Origin of the sequence: Nocardiopsis sp. MT53, from assembly GCF_019598965.1 — a bacterium.
Taxonomy (GTDB): Bacteria; Actinomycetota; Actinomycetes; order Streptosporangiales; family Streptosporangiaceae; genus Nocardiopsis; species Nocardiopsis changdeensis.
The window spans coordinates 6,441,551-6,457,498 of sequence record NZ_CP080599.1; the positions used below are offsets into that span (position 1 = coordinate 6,441,551).

At 75.2% G+C, this 15,948-nt stretch carries 14 protein-coding genes and 2 pseudogenes; 11 read left to right on the top strand and 5 right to left on the bottom strand.

The features are described from left to right. Positions 1-3: 3 nt before the first annotated feature. The 6 genes and pseudogenes from K1J57_RS28940 to dnaK all read left to right on the top strand — a co-directional run. Positions 4-540 (top strand): PadR family transcriptional regulator, encoded by a 537-nt coding sequence (locus K1J57_RS28940; RefSeq protein ID WP_220561869.1) that lies wholly within the window; start codon positions 4-6, stop codon positions 538-540. Then, positions 537-1,277, top strand: coding sequence for an ABC transporter ATP-binding protein (locus K1J57_RS28945; protein WP_220561870.1), 741 nt, complete (start codon positions 537-539; stop codon positions 1,275-1,277). Before K1J57_RS28940 ends, K1J57_RS28945 begins: the two co-directional genes overlap by 4 nt. Continuing rightward, complete coding sequence (locus K1J57_RS28950; RefSeq protein WP_220561871.1) at positions 1,277-3,061, top strand: ABC transporter permease; 1,785 nt, start codon at positions 1,277-1,279, stop codon at positions 3,059-3,061. Before K1J57_RS28945 ends, K1J57_RS28950 begins: the two co-directional genes overlap by 1 nt. A gap of 113 nt (positions 3,062-3,174) precedes the next feature. Then, entirely contained in the window at positions 3,175-3,630 is a 456-nt protein-coding gene (locus tag K1J57_RS28955; RefSeq protein ID WP_220561872.1) for a hypothetical protein, read from the top strand. A gap of 178 nt (positions 3,631-3,808) precedes the next feature. Next, positions 3,809-4,450, top strand: a pseudogene (locus tag K1J57_RS33795) (serine/threonine-protein kinase); the annotation flags it as partial. Positions 4,451-4,543: 93 nt separating this feature from the next. Then, positions 4,544-6,004: pseudogene (gene dnaK / locus K1J57_RS33800) on the top strand (molecular chaperone DnaK); the annotation flags it as partial. 117 nt (positions 6,005-6,121) lie between these two features. Here dnaK and K1J57_RS28965 read toward each other — a convergent pair. From K1J57_RS28965 to K1J57_RS28980, 4 genes are all read right to left on the bottom strand, one after another. Then, positions 6,122-6,652 (bottom strand): type I-E CRISPR-associated protein Cas6/Cse3/CasE, encoded by a 531-nt coding sequence (locus K1J57_RS28965; protein ID WP_220561874.1) that lies wholly within the window; start codon positions 6,650-6,652, stop codon positions 6,122-6,124. Between the two features lie 221 nt (positions 6,653-6,873). Further along, positions 6,874-8,196, bottom strand: coding sequence for an aspartate--tRNA(Asn) ligase (gene aspS / locus K1J57_RS28970; protein ID WP_220561875.1), 1,323 nt, complete (start codon positions 8,194-8,196; stop codon positions 6,874-6,876). A gap of 593 nt (positions 8,197-8,789) precedes the next feature. Continuing rightward, entirely contained in the window at positions 8,790-9,974 is a 1,185-nt protein-coding gene (locus K1J57_RS28975) for a 4-hydroxybenzoate 3-monooxygenase (protein ID WP_220561876.1), read from the bottom strand. Positions 9,975-10,050: 76 nt separating this feature from the next. Further along, positions 10,051-10,791 (bottom strand): IclR family transcriptional regulator, encoded by a 741-nt coding sequence (locus K1J57_RS28980; RefSeq protein ID WP_255646673.1) that lies wholly within the window; start codon positions 10,789-10,791, stop codon positions 10,051-10,053. A gap of 68 nt (positions 10,792-10,859) precedes the next feature. Between K1J57_RS28980 and pcaH the strand changes: the two genes are divergently transcribed. From pcaH to K1J57_RS29005, 5 genes are read left to right on the top strand one after another with little or no spacing between them, the layout of a single operon-like run. Continuing rightward, positions 10,860-11,642 carry a protocatechuate 3,4-dioxygenase subunit beta gene (gene pcaH, locus K1J57_RS28985; protein WP_220561877.1) on the top strand — a complete coding sequence of 261 codons (783 nt, stop codon included), beginning with the start codon at positions 10,860-10,862 and terminating at the stop codon, positions 11,640-11,642. Continuing rightward, positions 11,639-12,229: a protocatechuate 3,4-dioxygenase subunit alpha gene (gene pcaG / locus K1J57_RS28990; RefSeq protein WP_255646675.1), complete on the top strand. Its 591-nt coding sequence runs from the start codon at positions 11,639-11,641 to the stop codon at positions 12,227-12,229. The genes pcaH and pcaG overlap by 4 nt, the downstream gene beginning before the upstream one ends. After that, positions 12,226-13,455, top strand: a complete 1,230-nt coding sequence (locus K1J57_RS28995) for a lyase family protein (protein WP_220561878.1) — start codon at positions 12,226-12,228, stop codon at positions 13,453-13,455. Before pcaG ends, K1J57_RS28995 begins: the two co-directional genes overlap by 4 nt. Next, on the top strand, positions 13,452-14,645 hold the full coding sequence (gene pcaC / locus K1J57_RS29000; RefSeq protein WP_220561879.1) for a 4-carboxymuconolactone decarboxylase: 1,194 nt from the start codon (positions 13,452-13,454) through the stop codon (positions 14,643-14,645). The genes K1J57_RS28995 and pcaC overlap by 4 nt, the downstream gene beginning before the upstream one ends. 56 nt (positions 14,646-14,701) lie before the next feature. After that, positions 14,702-14,968, top strand: coding sequence for a hypothetical protein (locus K1J57_RS29005; RefSeq protein ID WP_220561880.1), 267 nt, complete (start codon positions 14,702-14,704; stop codon positions 14,966-14,968). 49 nt (positions 14,969-15,017) lie between these two features. Here K1J57_RS29005 and K1J57_RS29010 read toward each other — a convergent pair whose 3' ends face one another. After that, positions 15,018-15,875: an NAD(P)H-binding protein gene (locus tag K1J57_RS29010; protein ID WP_220561881.1), complete on the bottom strand. Its 858-nt coding sequence runs from the start codon at positions 15,873-15,875 to the stop codon at positions 15,018-15,020. Between the last annotated feature and the right edge of the window lie 73 nt (positions 15,876-15,948).

Sequence of the window (15,948 nt, forward strand, 5' to 3'; positions counted from 1 at the left end):
AGAGTGCAGGACGCAGTGCTGGCGATGCTCGCCAAGGAGCCGTCGCACGGGTACCGACTGCGCGCCCGGCTCCAGCAGAGCCTGGGGCCGCTGGGCGCGTCGATGAACCCCGGCCAGATCTACGTGACCCTGGGCCGACTGGAGAAGGCCGGGCTCGTGGTCTGCGAGCAGGCGGACGACGGCCTCCCCGAGCGGTCGGACCGCAAGGTCTACGCCCTCACGCCGGCCGGGCAGCAGCGCGTGGCCGCCTGGCTGGCCGAGGTGAACTGGCCCAAGCCCGACCTCGCGGAGTTCCACCTGAAGCTCGTCGCGGCCGCCGCGGCCCGGCTGGCCGACCCGGTCGAACTCGTGGCGGCGCAGCGCCGCGAACTGCTGCGCCGCCTGCACGAGGTGCAGCAGGCGGCACTGGCCGAGCCCGCGGGCTCCCCCGGCGTCCTGCTGCTGGAGGGGGTCGTCCTGCGGTTGCAGGCGGACCTGCGCTGGTTGGCCGCCTGCGAGCGGGCCTGGTCGAAAGCCGACGACGAATCCGAGGACAGATGAACGTGTCGAGTGCCGTGATCCGGGCCCGGGGCCTGGTGAAGCGCCACGGTCAGGGACAGGGCGGGTTCCGTGCCGTCGACGGGGTCGACCTGGACGTGCCCGAGGGCCAGATGCTGGCCGTCACCGGGCCCAGCGGCTGCGGGAAGTCCACACTGCTCCACCTGCTGGGCGGACTGGAGCGGCCCACGGACGGGGAGGTGTGGTTCGCCGGACGGCGCATCGACACCCTGAACGAGCGGGCCCTGGCCCGGCTGCGGTGCCGGTCCGCGGGCTTCGTCTTCCAGGCCTTCCACCTGGTGGAGGAGCTGTCGGCGGCGGAGAACGTGGAGCTGCCCGCCCTGCTGGCGGGGCGCTCCCGGCGCGAGGCCCGGCGCCGCGCGGGCCGCCTGCTGGAGCGGGTCGGGCTCGCGGACCGGGCGGGGCACCTGCCCGCGCAGCTGTCCGGCGGGCAGCGCCAGCGGGTCGCCATCGCCCGTGCGCTGGTCAACGAGCCCCTGGCCGTCCTGGCCGACGAGCCGACCGGCAACCTCGACAGCGCTGCGACGCTGGAGGTGCTGCGGATCTTCCAGGAGCTGCGCGCCGCGGGGCAGACCCTGGTGATCGTCACGCACGACGAGCGGGTCGCGGCCGTCGCCGACCGGGTGGTCTCGATGCGCGACGGCATGTTCGTCGACGACACCCGGCTGGCGGGCACGGGCACCGGGTGGCTCGGCGGCCTGGTCGGACTGGAGGACTGATGGGGCGCGTCGTGCTCGTCGCCCGGCTCGCCTGGGCCGGGATCCGCCGGCATCGAACCCAGGCGGTGATCCTGGTGCTCGCGATGACCGTGGCCACGGCCGCCGCGGCGACGGGGCTGTCCCTGCGCGGGGAGACCGAGTCCCTGTACATGCAGACCCGGGAGGCCACGGCCGGACCGGACGTGGTGGTGCTCGCGGCCGAAACGGACCTCGCCCCGGCCCCGGACCTGGCCCCGCTGGCGCGGGAGCCCGAGGTCGTCGCCCACAACGGGCCCTTCCCCGTCGTCTACGCCACCCTCACGGCGCGCGGGTACGACTCGCGGGTGGTGGTGCACGGGGCCGACGAGAACCCGGGCGAGGTCGGCCGTCCGCTGCTGACGTCGGGCGACTGGGTGAGCCCCGGAGGGGTGGTGCTGGAGCGGGGCTTCGCCACCGCCCTGGGCGCGGGCGTCGGCGACCGCGTGACCATCGCCGACCGCTCGTACCCGGTCGTGGGGACCGCCGTGACCGCGGCGACCGGTGTCTACCCCTGGGCGGCACAGGTCGGCCCCGGCGGCGGACCCACGGACTACAGCGGCCTGGCCTGGCTGACCGAGGCCGACGCCCGGGAGCTGGCCGCCCGGGACCTCCCCGTGGCCACGGCCCTGCACCTGCGGTTGCGCGACCCGGACCTGGCCGAGGAGTTCATCGAGGCCAACGCCTCCCCCGTCCCCGGGGTGGCGTACCGCAGCTGGCGGTCCATGGCCGAACAGGACGCCGTCCTGCTCCGCAACGTCCGGCCGATCCTGACCGTCGGCGGCTGGCTGCTGGGCTTCCTGGCCGTCACCGGGGTGGCGGTGCTGGCCGCAGGGCGCATCGTCGAGCAGACGCGCCGGGCGGGGGTGCTCAAGGCCGTCGGCGCCACGCCCGGCCTGGTCGCCGCCGTGCTGTTCACCGAGTTCCTGGCCCTGGCGCTGCTGGCGAACGCGCTGGGGCTGGTGATCGCCCGCCTGGCCCTCCCAGCGGTCGCCGCACCCACCGCCAGCCGGATCGGGGAGGCCGCCGGGCCCGGTTTCACGGCCGTGGCCGTGACGGTCGTGCTCTCCGTGGCCGTGGCGGCGCTGGCCACCGTGCGTCCCGCGCTGCGGACCCTGCGCGCCTCGACCGCCGCCGTCCTGGCGGACACCGCGCGGCGGCCGCAGGACCGCTCCCGGCTGACGGCGCTGTCCGCGCTGCTGCCCGCGCCGCTCATGCTGGGGCTGCGGATCACCGCCCGCCGGCCGGGCCGGGCCGTGCTGCAGGCGTGCTCCACGGCCGCCACGGTCATCGCCCTCACCGCCTCGCTGACCCTCTCCGTCCAGACCGTGCGGAGCTACGGCGTGTACGGCTCCTCGGACCTGGCCAACCTCCGGGACGTCCACGACCACCGCCTGCTGACGGTGGTCACCGTCCTGCTCGTCGTGCTCGCCGTCGTGAACACCGTCGCGTCCACGTGGACCACGGCCCTGGAGGCCCGGGTGAGCATGGCCGTCGCGCGGGCGCTGGGCGCCACCCCCGGGCAGATCACCGCGGGCCTGGCGATCGCCCAGCTCCTGCCCGGCCTGCCCGGCGCCGCCGTCGGCCTCTTCATCGGCGACGGCGTGCTCTCGCTCTTCGCCGCCCGGAACGCGGTCGAGGCCCCCACGCCCTGGCTGTTCGGCGCGGCGCTGGCGACCCTCGCGGCGACGGTGGCGCTCACGGCCCTGCCCGCGCGCCTGGCGGCCCGCCGGCCCGTGGCCCGGGTCCTCAGCGGCGAGACCCCCTGACCGCCCGGCCCGCGCCCCTCGGCGGGGCGGTCCCGGCCGGGAACGGGCGGCGGGCCGCGGTGTGTACGCTTCCCCCGGTGCCCCGCACGCCCCGCCCCCCCCCGGAGGACGCCTTGCGGAGATTCGCTCCGTGGATCGCGCTCGTGCTCGTGATCCTCTTCGTCACCCTCGTCCTGGGTGTCAGGTCCGTGCTCGTACCGGCGAACCGGCCCTTCGAGTACGGCGACGGGATCCGGATCCAGCTGCTGGGCATCTCCCACGAGGACGTCGGCGGGGAGGAGCGGGTCACCTGGGGAGTGGAGGTCATCAACGGGACGGGGAGGCCGCTGGACCTGAGCGTCTCCTCGACCTGCCGCCACGCCGCGTCGCCCTGGGAGGAGTCCGGCCCCTCCGCCCTGGCGGAGCGGAGCGGTGAGGAGGTCGGGCTCCCCGCGCTCCTCGCGACGAGCGTCGCGGACTCCTGCCCGTCACCGGAGTCGGGCCGGTGGTGGGTGTACACGCTCACCCTGGAGGACCGCACGGGCGGGACCGGCTCCCGTTCCGTCGTCTTCGCCGGCCGGGCCCACTGAGCGCCCGCTGGCTGGGCGGTCCCGGCGGGCCGGGTGCGGGTGTTCCGGCCTCGGCCCCTTACCCGCGCGGGGTCCCGCACGCCACAATCATCCCCATGACCGAGGCGAGGTGGGCATGCGGCAGGGGGTAGAGCTCAACGGCAGGTACCGGCTGGACTCCCGGCTCGGGCACGGGGGCATGGGGCAGGTGTGGAGGGCCCTGGACCTCGCCCTGGGACGGTTCGTCGCGGTCAAGCTCGTCCTCGACCACGCCCCCGAGGAGCTGGAGCACCGCCTGCGGCGGGAGGGCCGGGCGGCGGCCCGCCTGGACCACCCGTCGATCGCCAAAGTGTTCGACATCGGTGGACACGGCGGGCGCGTGTACCTGGTGCTCGAACTCCTCGAGGGCGAAGACCTCGGCCGGACGCTCGTCGGCCGCACCCGGGGCCTGGACCTCGGTTCCGTCTTGGACATCGGCGCCCAGGTCGCCGAAGGGCTGGCCGCCGCGCACGGGGCCGGCGTCGTCCACCGCGACATCAAGCCCGCTAACCTCTTCAGGGCGCCGGACGGCCGGGTGAAGATCTGCGACTTCGGCATCGCGTGGCTGGACGACGGTACCCACGGCCTCACCCGGGGGGCACTCGGCAGCCTGCCCTACATGGCGCCCGAGCGCTTCGACTCACGGCCGGTCGACGCCCGGACCGACCTCTACGCCCTCGGCTGCACCCTGTACGAGCTGCTGACGCTGGAGCCGCCCTTCACGGGCGACATGCCCGCCGTCATCCACGGGCACGTGAACAGGCCGCCCCGCCCGGCCTCGGCCCGGAGGTGGGACGTCCCGGAACCGCTCGACCGCCTCCTGCGCGAGCTCCTCGCCAAGGACCCCGGCGAACGCCCGCGGAGCGCCGGCGAGGTCGCCGAGCGCCTCCGGAGCATCCCGTTCAGTGCACGGAAACGCTCGTCGAGGGCCATCGGTATCGACCTCGGTACGACGAACTCCTGTGCCGCGGTCCTGGAGGGCGGTGAGCCCACGGTCATCACCAACGCCGAGGGCTCCCGCACCACCCCGTCCGTCGTCGCCTTCGCCAAGAACGGTGAGGTCCTCGTCGGCGAGGTCGCCAAGCGCCAGGCGGTCACCAACGTCGACCGCACCATCCGGTCGGTCAAGCGCCACATCGGCACCGACTGGACGGTGAAGATCGACGACAAGACCTTCAACCCCCAGCAGATCAGCGCCTTCATCCTGCAGAAGCTCAAGCGCGACGCCGAGGCCTACCTCGGCGAGGACGTGACCGACGCCGTCATCACCGTCCCCGCCTACTTCAGCGACTCCCAGCGCCAGGCCACCAAGGAGGCCGGCACCATCGCGGGCCTCAACGTCCTGCGCATCATCAACGAGCCCACCTCCGCCGCCCTCGCCTACCACCTGAAGAAGGAGGACGAGGCCACGATCCTCGTCTACGACCTCGGCGGCGGAGGCCTCGGCTTCGCCGTGGCGGACATCGGTGACGGCGTCGTGAACATCAAGGCCGTCGGCGGCGACGACCTGGGCGGCGACGACTGGGACCGGGCGATCGTCGACCTGCTGGTCGCGAGGTTCGCCGACGCCACCGGCGCGGACCCGACCGGGGACGGGACGGCCCTGGAACGCCTGCGCGAGGCCGCGGAGAAGGCCAGGACCGAGCTGTCCTCCTCCGGCGAGACGCGGATCGACCTGCCCTACATCACCGCCTCGGCCGAGGGCCCGCTGCACCTGCACGAGAAGCTCACCCGCACCGAGTTCCAGCGGCTGACCGCCGACCTGGTCGAGCGGACCGGGGTCCGGTTCCAGCTGGTCGTCGAGGACCTCCACCGGGTCCTCGAGAACGCCGGGATCGGCGGGGGCGAGATCGAACGCGTGGTGCTGGTCGGCGGCTCCACCCGCATGCCCGCCATCGCCGAGCTCGTCAAGGAGCTGACCGGCGGCAGGGAACCCGACAGGGGTGTCAACCCCGACGAGGTCGTGGCCATCGGCGCCGCGCTCCAGGCCGGCGTCCTCAAGGGCGAGGTCAAGGACCTCCTGCTACTGGGCGTGACCCCGCTGTCCCTGGGCATCGAGACCGAGGGCGGCGTGTTCACCAAGCTCATCGAGCGCAACACGACCATCCCGACCAAGCGCTCCGAGGTCTTCACGACCACCGGGGACGGTCAGGAACGTGCGCGTATACGCGTGTTCGAGGGCGAGCGGGAACTCACCCGGGACAACAGGGAGCTGGGCGTCTTCGACCTGACCGGTCTGTCCCCGGCGCCGCGCGGCACCCCGCGGATCGAGGTGGCCTTCGACATCGACGCCAACGGCATCGTCAACGTCACCGCCGAGGAGCTGGGCACCGGCCGCGGGCGGTCCTTCACCGTCGGGAGGGCCCCGTCGGACCCCGTCGCAGAGGAGGAGCGGACGGGGTACGGACTGGAGGCCGTGGGCAACGACGGGGACGCGAACGCGGGCGGGGACCCCTGACCCGGTGCGCGCCGCCTACTGCGGTGCCAGCGGGCTGACCAGGAGCAGCCCGGCGCCCGTGGCCGTGCCCGCGCCGATCCCGTTCAGGCACAGCTCCTGGAGCGCGTCGCTGTCCCGCACCACGGCCTCCCCCGTGAAGTGGTACCGGGCGGGCCTGCCGCCCAGGCGCTTCCACTTCGCCGAGGTGAGGTCCAGCGCTCCCGCGAACTTGCCGGACAGCCAGTCCTCGAACTCGTCCTCGGCCAGCGGGACCCGCTTGCCGCGCCGGGCGGTGGGCGCCGAGATGAGCTCCCAGCGGACGCTCTCGCCCTCGGGGTGCCGCGACAGCGGGTGGATCGCGGCGGAGGTCGCGCCGGGGACCTTGCCCCAGGCGGGCGCGGTGTCGGAGCTGATCACCAGTGTGCCCGGCGAGGTGCGCGCCCACAGCACGCGGGCCTCGGACGCGGGGTCGGGGTCGACGGCCCTGCGCACGGCCTGGCCCATGGCCGCCCACTGGTCCATGCCGCTGCTGCGCGCGGGGTCGAGGTTGATGCGGGCCAGGTACAAGGGGTTCCCTCCGGGTGTCCCCGCCGGTGCGGGGCTCGTGTTCGGTCACGGGGCGCGGAAGGTCCTGCGCGCCCGGGGTGAAACCACCACTGTACGAGGCCGCGGCCCCCGGTCGGCCCGGCGCGCGGCCGTCCCGCGGCCGTCCCCGCGGCAAGGGCGGGCGCTTCCACAGCGGAGGACGCCGTCCCCGCCCGCGGGGCCGCGGGCGGGGACGGCGCGGGTCACGGGGTGAGGCGGTGGGGTCCCCGGAACAGGAAGACCGCCTCCCGGATGGAGTCCAGGCCGAGCAGGACCATCAGCACACGGGCCAGCCCCATGCCGAACCCCCCGTGGGGCGGGCAGCCGTAACGGAAGCAGTCGAGGTAGTCGCGCAGCGGTCCGGTGCCCAGCCCCTTCTCCGCCGCCTGCTCCAGCAGCACGTCGTGGCGGTGTTCGCGCTGGGCACCGGTGGTGATCTCCAGCCCCTTCCAGAGCAGGTCGAAGCCGAGCGTCAGGTCGGGGCGCTCGGCGGAGCGCATGTGGTAGAACGGCCGGATCGTCGCGGGGTAGTGCGTGACGAACACGAACTCGTGCCCCGTCTCCTCCTCGACGTGCGCGGCCAGGCGCCGTTCGCCCTCCGGGTCCAGGTCCTCCTTGGCGCCCTCCGGGTCCCAGCCGCCGCGCCGCAGGACCTCCTGGGCCTCGGCCATCGTCATCCGGGGGAACGGGGTCTCCGGCACCGCGATGTCGGTGCCGAAGCGCTCGGCGACCGCGTCGCCGTGCGCCTCGGCGACCTTCGCCAGCGCGTGGGCGAGCATCCGCTCCTCGAAGGACATCACGTCCTCGACCCCGTCGATCCACGCCAGTTCCACGTCCACGCCCGTGAACTCGGTGGCGTGCCGGGAGGTGAAGGACGGCTCCGCGCGGAACACCGGTCCGACCTCGAAGACCTTGTCGATCCCCGCCGCGATCGCCATCTGCTTGAAGAACTGGGGCGACTGCGCCAGGTACGCGGAACGGTCGAAGTAGTCGAGCGCGAAGACGTCGGCCCCCGACTCGGAGGCGGCGCCCATCAGCTTGGGCGTGTGCATCTCCGTGGCGCCGGCGGCGTACGCGAACTCGCGCATGCCCTGCTCCAGGGTCGTCTGCACGGCGAACAGCAGTCCCGCCTCCGGGCGGCGCCGGACGTCGAGGAAGCGCCGGTCGAGGCGCTGCTCGATCCCCGTCCGGTCGTCGATCGGCAGCGGCGCCTCGGCCCTGTTGAGCACCTCCACCTCGTGGGGCACCAGCTCCAGGCCGCCGAGTTTGACGACGGGGTTGTCGACCACCGTGCCGGTGATCCGCACAGCGGACTCGGCGGTCAGGGACTCCAGTGCGGCCTCGACGGCGTCGCCTGCGCCGCGGCGCCGGTGGGTGATCTGGGCCGTGCCGGTGTGGTCGCGCACGACGACGAACTGCATCCGGCTCTGTCGCCGCAGGGTGGTCGCCCAGCCGCGGACCGACACCGTCTCGCCGACGTGTCGCCGCAGGTCGCGGACCAGGGTACGGCTCGTGGAACGGATCATCTCAAGTCCTCCGAGGACCTCGGAATGATCCCTTGGGGGCGTGGGCGATAAGGGAACTCGCGGTGCCACCACGCCTTCGCCGCCGACGGAGCGGCGGCCTCGTTCGGGCCCGGTCACGGGGGCCGGCCGGCGGGGCATCGGGCCCGGTGGCCGGACCGTTCCTCCCCGCACTCGGGAGGGTCTTCACCCCGGGGCGTGAAGCCGCCTTCCCAGCCGCCGGCGGCTCTCTGGGTCCACGCGGTCCCGCGGTTACTCGTCTCCGTCATCGCGTTGCCCCGACCCTACTGCACCCGCGCCCGCGGCGCTCGTGATCCCCGGTCCGGCCGGCGGCCTCGGGGCCCGGCCGACCGCATGGCCGCACCGCCCGTCGAACGCCGGGGCCGGCGGGGGCGGTCCCCGGCACGGCCGGTCGGGACCGGGCGCGCCGTCGTCGGCGAGCGCGTCCCCGAACCGCCGCGCCGCCGGGTGGTGAGCGGGTTCGAGAACGCGTTCGACGCCGATGGGCGGGCCCGCCCGGTGTCCGCGCCCCGCCGACCGGGGAACGCCCACCTGGCGCGCCCGCGCGGCACTCGGGACCGCCGACCGGCCCCGGGTCAGAAGCCGATGGGCAGGCCCGCGTAGTTCTCGGCCAGTCCCGTGGCGCCCGCCTCGCTGGTGGCGACCCAGCGGAGCTGGGACAGCTGCAGCTGGGTGTCGAAGGGGTCGGTGCCCGTGTGCAGCATGGTGGTCATCCACCAGGAGAAGTGGGTGCACCGCCAGACCCGGCGCAGCGCCGTGTCGGAGTAGGCGTCGGCCTGCCGGCTGTCGCCGCGCACCAGGTCGGCCAGGGCGGGGGCGAGCAGGGCCACGTCGGCGACCGCCAGGTTCAGGCCCTTGGCGCCGGTCGGCGGGACGATGTGGGCGGCGTCGCCCGCCAGGAACAGGCGGCCGTCGCGCATCGGCGTCTGCACGTAGGAGCGCATCGGCAGCACGCTCGTGTCGGTGATCGTCCCGGGTTCGAGCTCCCAGCCGTCCTGGCCGTGGCCGAGCCGGGCGGCCAGCGCGTCCCAGATGCGGTCGTGGCTCCACTCGTCGGCGGAGGTGCTGTTGGGGACCTGGAGGTAGAAGCGGCTGACGGTGGACGAGCGCATGGAGTGCAGAGCGAACCCGTCGGGGTGCCAGGCGTAGATGAGCTCGTCGGTGGAGGGGGCGACGTCGGCCAGCACGCCCAGCCACGAGTACGGGTAGACCCGCTCCCAGGTCCTGCGCAGGTCGGCGCCGACGGCGCCCCGGCTGGGCCCGAAGGACCCGTCACAGCCCGCCACCGCGCGCGCCCGCACCCGGTGCGGCTCCCCGGAGGGGTCGGTGAAGGTGACCGAGGGGGCCTCGGTGCGCAGGTCGTGCAGGGCGACGTCGGCGGCCTCGTAGTGCACCTGCTGCCCGGCGGCGGTGCGGGCGGCGATGAGGTCCTTCTGCAGTTCGGTCTGCCCGTAGATCCACACGCTGCGGCCGGTGAGGTCGACGAAGTCGAGGTGGTGGCGTTCCCCCGGCCACTGCAGGTGGATGCCGCGGTGCTCGTCGCCCTCGGCCTCCAGGCGGTCGGCCAGGCCCACCGAGCGCAGCAGCTCGACGGTGGAGTGCTCCAGCACCCCGGCGCGGATGCGGGAGGCCACGTACTCCTGCGAGCGCGCCTCGATGACGACGGACTCCACCCCCTGGGCGGCGAGCAGGTGGGAGAGCAGCATGCCGGCGGGGCCGGCGCCGATGATGGCCACGTCAGTGGTGGTGATCTGGGTCATGACCGCCATTGGACCGTGTCACAGCCCCGAATGCGGAACCCTTCCTTCCGCTCAGTGAAAAACCGCAGGTGAAAGGTCACAGCCTGCGGGAGATGCCCTGCGCCGCCACCTGGAGGGCCGTGACCAGCCTCCCCCGGTCGCGTTTGAGCGCGGGCACCACGACCGCGATCGCCGCCGCCACCTCCTCGCCCCGCCGCACCGGCACCGCCACCGAGCACGCCCCCAGGGTCATCTCCTCCACCGTGGTGGCGTACCCCTCGCGGCGGACCCGCTCCAACTGCCGCAGCAGCACCCCGGGCTGGGTGACGGTGTACGGCGTGACCCGGCGCAGCGACCCCAGCACCCGGGCGCGCACGTCCTCGGGGGCGTACGCCAGCAGCACCTTGCCGACCCCGGTGCAGTGCATCGGCAGGGTGGAGCCCACGCTGCTGACCACCGGCACCGACGCCCGGCCCGCCATCCGCTCCAGGTACAGCACCTCGTCGCCGTCGCGCACCGCCAGGTGCACGGTGGCCAGGGTGGTCGCGTACACGTCGTGCAGGAACGGCGAGGCCGCCTCGCGCAGCGTGGTCTGCACCGGCGCCAGCAGTCCGATGTCCCACAGGCGGCGGCCCACCACGTAGGAGCCCTCCTCGCGGGCCAGCGCCCCGTGGCGCACCAGCTCCCCGACCAGCCGGTGCGCGGTGGGCGGCGGCAGCCCCGCGCGCCGGGCGATGGCCGACAGCGACAGCCGCCGGTGGTGCTCGTCGAAGGCGCCCAGGACCGCCATGACCCTTCCGGCCACGGTCGCCCCGGGCGTACCGGTGTTCCCCGCCATGGGGAACATTCTTCCACTGAGCGGAAAGGAGAGCCACGCCACCCCGCCCCCGGCCGTAGCCTCCCGCCATGAACAGCACCCCCGTCACGGCGTCCGGCCTGGAGCCCCAGTCGGTGGTCAGCGAGGAGATCGCCGCCATCGAGGAGGCCCGCGCCCGCGGCGCCGCGCCCCAGCCGGCCCTGGACTACCCGCCCTACCGCAGCAGCGCGCTGCGCCACCCCACCAAGGACCCGCACCACACCGACCCCGAGACCGTCGAGCGCTGGGCCCCCTGCTTCGGCGAGCGCGACGTGGACCCGCTGGAGGCCGACCTGACCATCGGCGGGTCGGGCGAGCCGATCGGCGAGCGCATGGTCGTCGCCGGCCGGGTCACCGACGACCGCGGGCGGCCGGTGCGCCGCCAGCTGGTGGAGATCTGGCAGGCCAACGCGGGCGGCCGCTACGTGCACAAACGCGACCGGCACCCGGCCCCGCTGGACCCCAACTTCACCGGCGCGGGACGGTGCCTGACCGACGACGACGGGTACTACCGGTTCCAGACGATCAAACCGGGGCCCTACCCGTGGCGCAACCACCACAACGCCTGGCGCCCCGCGCACATCCACTTCTCGCTGTTCGGGACGGAGTTCGCCCAGCGGCTGGTCACCCAGATGTACTTCCCGGGCGACCCGCTGTTCGCGCTGGACCCGATCCTGCAGTCGGTCACCGACCCGAGGGACCGGGAGATGCTCGTGGCGGCCTACGACCACGACCTGACCACGCACGAGTGGGCGACCGGGTACCGGTGGGACATCGTCCTGGGCGGCGCGCACGGCACGCTCATGGAGCAAGAGGAAGGGGACGGCGCGTGAGCACCACCAGCGAGGGGGCGCGGCTGCGCGCCACCCCGGGACAGACGGTCGGCCCGTTCTTCCACTACGGCCTGCCCTACGACGGCGACCGCGACCTCGTGCCGCCGGGCTCGGCCGGAGCGGTCCGGCTGACCGGGCTCGTCACCGACGGCGCCGGGAACGCGGTCCCCGACGCCCTGGTGGAGGTCTGGCAGGCCCGGCCGGACGGCTCCGTGCCGCGCGAGCCGGGGTCGCTGCGCCGGGACGGGTGGACCTTCACCGGGTTCGGGCGCGCCTCGACCGGCCGCGACGGGCGGTACACGTTCAGCACCCTGGAGCCGGGGCCCACCGAACCCGGGGCGGCGGCGTTCTTCGCGGTCACCGTGTTCGCGCGCGGGCTGACGGACCGGCTGTTCACCCGCGCCTACCTGCCCGACGACGCCGCGGCGCTGGCCGCCGACCGGCTGCTGGCGTCGCTGCCCGCCGAGCGCCGCGCCACCCTGGTCGCCCGCCGCGACGCACAGGGGCTGGTGTTCGACATCCGCCTCCAGGGCGAGGGCGAGACCGTGTTCCTGGACCTGGCCGGGTACCGGACGCGGACGCCATGACCGACCTGTTCTGGCCCGGGGACGAGCGCGCGGGCGACCTGTTCACCGAACGCGCCTGGCTGTCGGCCATGGTCGCCGTCGAGCAGGCCTGGGCGGACTCGCTGGCCGGGGCGGGGATCGCCCCGGCCGCGGCCGACCTCTCCGGCCTGGTCGGCGCCGACGACCTGCCCGGCCTGGCCCGGGCCGCCGAGGGCGGCGGCAACCCCGTCATCGCCCTGGTCCGGCTGCTGCGCGAACGCGCCGACGGCCCCGGCGCCGCCTGGGTGCACCGCGGGCTGACCAGCCAGGACGTGGTGGACACCGCGCTGGTGCTGTGCGCCCGGGACACCGTCGCCCAGGTGCGCGCGGAGCTGCGCCGCCAGGCCGGCCACCTGGCCGGGCTGGCCGACGCCCACCGGAACACGGTGATGGCGGGGCGCACCCTCACCCAGCACGCGGTGCCCACCACCTTCGGGCTCAAGGCCGCCGGATGGCTGGGCGGGGTGCTGGACGCCGCCGACGCCCTGGACCGGCTCCGGTTCCCGGTGCAGGTCGGCGGTGCCGCCGGGACCCTCGCGGCCGTCGTGGACCTGGCCCGGGCGCGCGGCGCCGCCGACCCGGTGGCCGCGGCGACGGACCTGGCCGCCGCGACCGCGCGGCGGCTGGGGCTGGAGCCCGCACCGCCCTGGCACACCTCGCGCGGCACCGTCACCGCCCTGGGCGACGCCCTGGTGGCCTGCACCGACGCCTGGGGGAGGCTGGCCGCCGACGTCGCCACCCTGTCCCGGCCCGAGATCGCCGAGGTGGCCGAGCCCGCCGCCGACGGGCGCGGCGGTTCCTCGACCATGCCGCACAAGCGCAACCCGGTGCTGTCGGTGCTCGTCCGGCGGGCGGCCCTGGCCGCTCCCCCGCTGGCCTCGACCCTGCACCTGGCCTCGGCGCTGGCCGTGGACGAGCGCCCGGACGGGGCCTGGCACGCCGAGTGGGCGGCCCTGCGCACCCTGGCCCGGCGCACCGCCGTGGCGGCCTCCCAGACCGGGGAGCTGCTGGCGGGCCTGCGGGTGGACGCCGACCGGATGGCCGCCACCGCCGAGGGGGCCCGCGAGGGGCTGGCCGCCGAGGCCCGCGCCGTCGCCGCGTTCGCCGGCGCCGGCACCGAACCCGCGGAGGGGACGGCGGGCGCCGCCGACGCGCTCGTCGACGCCGTCCTGGTCCGCGCCGACCGCTTCATGGAGACCGACACATGACCATCCCGCACATCACCGGAGTCGAACTCGCCGGCGGGCCCGACCGGCCGCTGCTGCTCGTGGGCCCCTCGCTGGGCACCTCGGCCGCGGCATTGTGGTCGGCGGCCGCCGAACGGCTCGGCGACGCCTTCCACGTGGTGGGCTGGAACCTGCCCGGGCACGGCGGCGCCCCGGCCGCGGACGCGCCGTTCACCCTGGCCGAACTGGCCGCCGGGGTGCTGGCGTTCGCCCGGGGGGTGACCGCGGCGCGCGGGGACGCCGACCGCTCCTTCTGCTACGCGGGCGACTCCGTGGGCGGGGCCGTGGGCCTGCACCTGCTGCTGGACTCCCCCGAGGCGGTGCGCTCGGCGGCGCTGCTGTGCACGGGGGCGCGCATCGGCGAGCCCGAGGGGTGGCGCGAGCGGGCCGCGACGGTCCGCGCCTCGGGCACCCCGGCCGTGGTGGAGGCGTCGGCGAAGCGGTGGTTCGCCCCCGGGTTCGCCGAGCGCGAGCCGGCGGTCGTCGCCTCGCTGCTGCACGTGCTCCAGGACGCCGACGCCGAGGGCTACGCGCTGGTCTGCGAGGCCCTGGCCGGGTTCGACGTGCGCGACCGGCTCGGGGAGGTCACCGCGCCGGTGCTCGCGGTCGCGGGCGCCGAGGACGGCCCCACCCCGCCCGCCTCGCTGGAGGCCCTCGCCCATGGGGTGCGCCGCGGCCGGGTCGAGGTCCTGGACGGGGTGGCCCACCTGGCCCCGGCCGAGGCCCCGGACCGGGTCGCCGCCCTGCTGCGCGGACACTTCGCGGGGCCCTCCGCCGCCTCGGCCGATCCGGGCTCCCCGACCCAGGAGCAGGTGCGCGCGGCGGGCATGGCGGTGCGCCGCGAGGTGCTGGGGGACGCCCACGTGGACCGGGCGGTCGCCGCGACCACGGACTTCACCGCCGACTTCCAGGAGTTCATCACCCGCTACGCCTGGGGCACCGTGTGGACCCGCCCGGGCCTGGACCGGCGCAGCCGGTCGATGATCACCCTGACCGCGCTCATCGCCCGCGGCCACCACGAGGAGTTCGCCATGCACGTGCGCGCGGCCCTGCGCAACGGGCTGAGCGAGCAGGAGATCAAGGAGGTCGTGCTGCAGAGCGCGATCTACTGCGGCGTCCCGGACGCCAACTCGGCGTTCCGCATCGCCCAGCGCGTCCTGGCCGAGGGGTGAATGAGCCGAGGGGTGAATAATGGGCCGCCGCGACATCGGGAAGGGAGCGGCGGCCCATGGGACTGAAACGGTGGTTCGGGAAGAGGTCAGGCGGCGAGCCCCCGGCCTACGGGACCCGGCAGGAGCTGGCGGCGGCCGAGGAGCGCGTGCTGGAGGCGCTGCAACGCGAGTGCGACAGGATCCACGCCGACCTGGTGAAGGCGTACGCCCTGCTGCCCGCGGAACGCAGGCCGGACCTCCCGGAGGCGCCGCCGCGGTTCGCGGACCGCGAGCAGGCCCAGGCGTACATGGAGCACATGCGGACCCTGCTGAAGCGGCGGTGAGGCACGAAGGGGCCGGCCGGGAATCCGGCCGGCCCCGCCGCGCGATCCGTCAGAGCAGGTCGCGCAGGGTGTCGGCGATCGGGGTGGCCGGGCGGCCGATGAGGCGGCGCAGGTCGCCGGTGGGCTCCCCCAGCGCGCCGTCGCGGATGTTGCCGTCCAGGGCGGCCACGAAGGAGGCCGTCCCCTCGTCGAGACCGGCGCCGACCAGGGAGGCCACGTGCTCCTCGGTCGACAGGTCCTTGTAGACGACCTCGGTGCCCAGCACGGCCGAGAGCGTGTCGGCCAGCTCGGCGTAGGTCCAGGCGGTGTCGCCGGTCAGCTCGTACACCGCGCCCGCGTGGGACGCCGGGTCGGCGAGCACCGCGGCGGCGGCCGCCGCGAAGTCGCGTCGGGCGGCGCTGGGCACCCGTCCCTGCCCCGCGCTGCCGCTGAACTCCCCGTGGTCGCGGGCGGCGTGCAGCTGCGGCACGTAGTTCTCGTGGTACCAGTTGTTGCGCAGGACGGTGTGGGCGATCCCCGAGGCGGCGAGCAGCTCCTCGGTGGCCCTGTGGTCGGGGGCCAGCACCAGCACCGTGTCGTCGGCCCGGGGCGCGCTGGTGTAGACGATGTGCCCGATCCCGGCGGCGGCCGCCGCCTCGATCGCGGCCCGGTGCTGGGGCACCCGGCGGCCCGGCTCGCTGGTGGAGATCAGCAGCAGGGTGTCGGCCCCGGCGAAGGCGGGCGCCAGGGTGGCCGGGTCGTCCAGGTCGACGCGCGCCGTGCGCACCCCGCGTTCGGCGAGCGCGGCCAGGCGCCCGGCGTCGCGGCCCGCCGCGACGATCCCCTCGGCCGGGGTCCCCCGCTCCAGCAGCTCCTCCACGGTGAGGCGGCCCAGGTGGCCGGTGGCACCCACGATGACGACGGACATGAGCGATGGTCCTTCCCTTGCCGGACCGGGACGTCCCCGGTCGCTGCCCTGGGACAACCGCGCAGGTGGGAGG

Coding starts and splice junctions, on each gene's coding strand:
- K1J57_RS28945 (WP_220561870.1), top strand. CDS start 537: ATGAACGTGTCGAGTGCCGTGATCCGGGCCCGGGGCCTGGTGAAGCGC.
- K1J57_RS28950 (WP_220561871.1), top strand. CDS start 1,277: ATGGGGCGCGTCGTGCTCGTCGCCCGGCTCGCCTGGGCCGGGATCCGC.
- aspS (WP_220561875.1), bottom strand. CDS start 8,196: ATGATCCGTTCCACGAGCCGTACCCTGGTCCGCGACCTGCGGCGACAC.
- K1J57_RS28975 (WP_220561876.1), bottom strand. CDS start 9,974: ATGACCCAGATCACCACCACTGACGTGGCCATCATCGGCGCCGGCCCC.
- K1J57_RS28980 (WP_255646673.1), bottom strand. CDS start 10,791: ATGGCGGGGAACACCGGTACGCCCGGGGCGACCGTGGCCGGAAGGGTC.
- pcaH (WP_220561877.1), top strand. CDS start 10,860: ATGAACAGCACCCCCGTCACGGCGTCCGGCCTGGAGCCCCAGTCGGTG.
- K1J57_RS28995 (WP_220561878.1), top strand. CDS start 12,226: ATGACCGACCTGTTCTGGCCCGGGGACGAGCGCGCGGGCGACCTGTTC.
- pcaC (WP_220561879.1), top strand. CDS start 13,452: ATGACCATCCCGCACATCACCGGAGTCGAACTCGCCGGCGGGCCCGAC.
- K1J57_RS29005 (WP_220561880.1), top strand. CDS start 14,702: ATGGGACTGAAACGGTGGTTCGGGAAGAGGTCAGGCGGCGAGCCCCCG.
- K1J57_RS29010 (WP_220561881.1), bottom strand. CDS start 15,875: ATGTCCGTCGTCATCGTGGGTGCCACCGGCCACCTGGGCCGCCTCACC.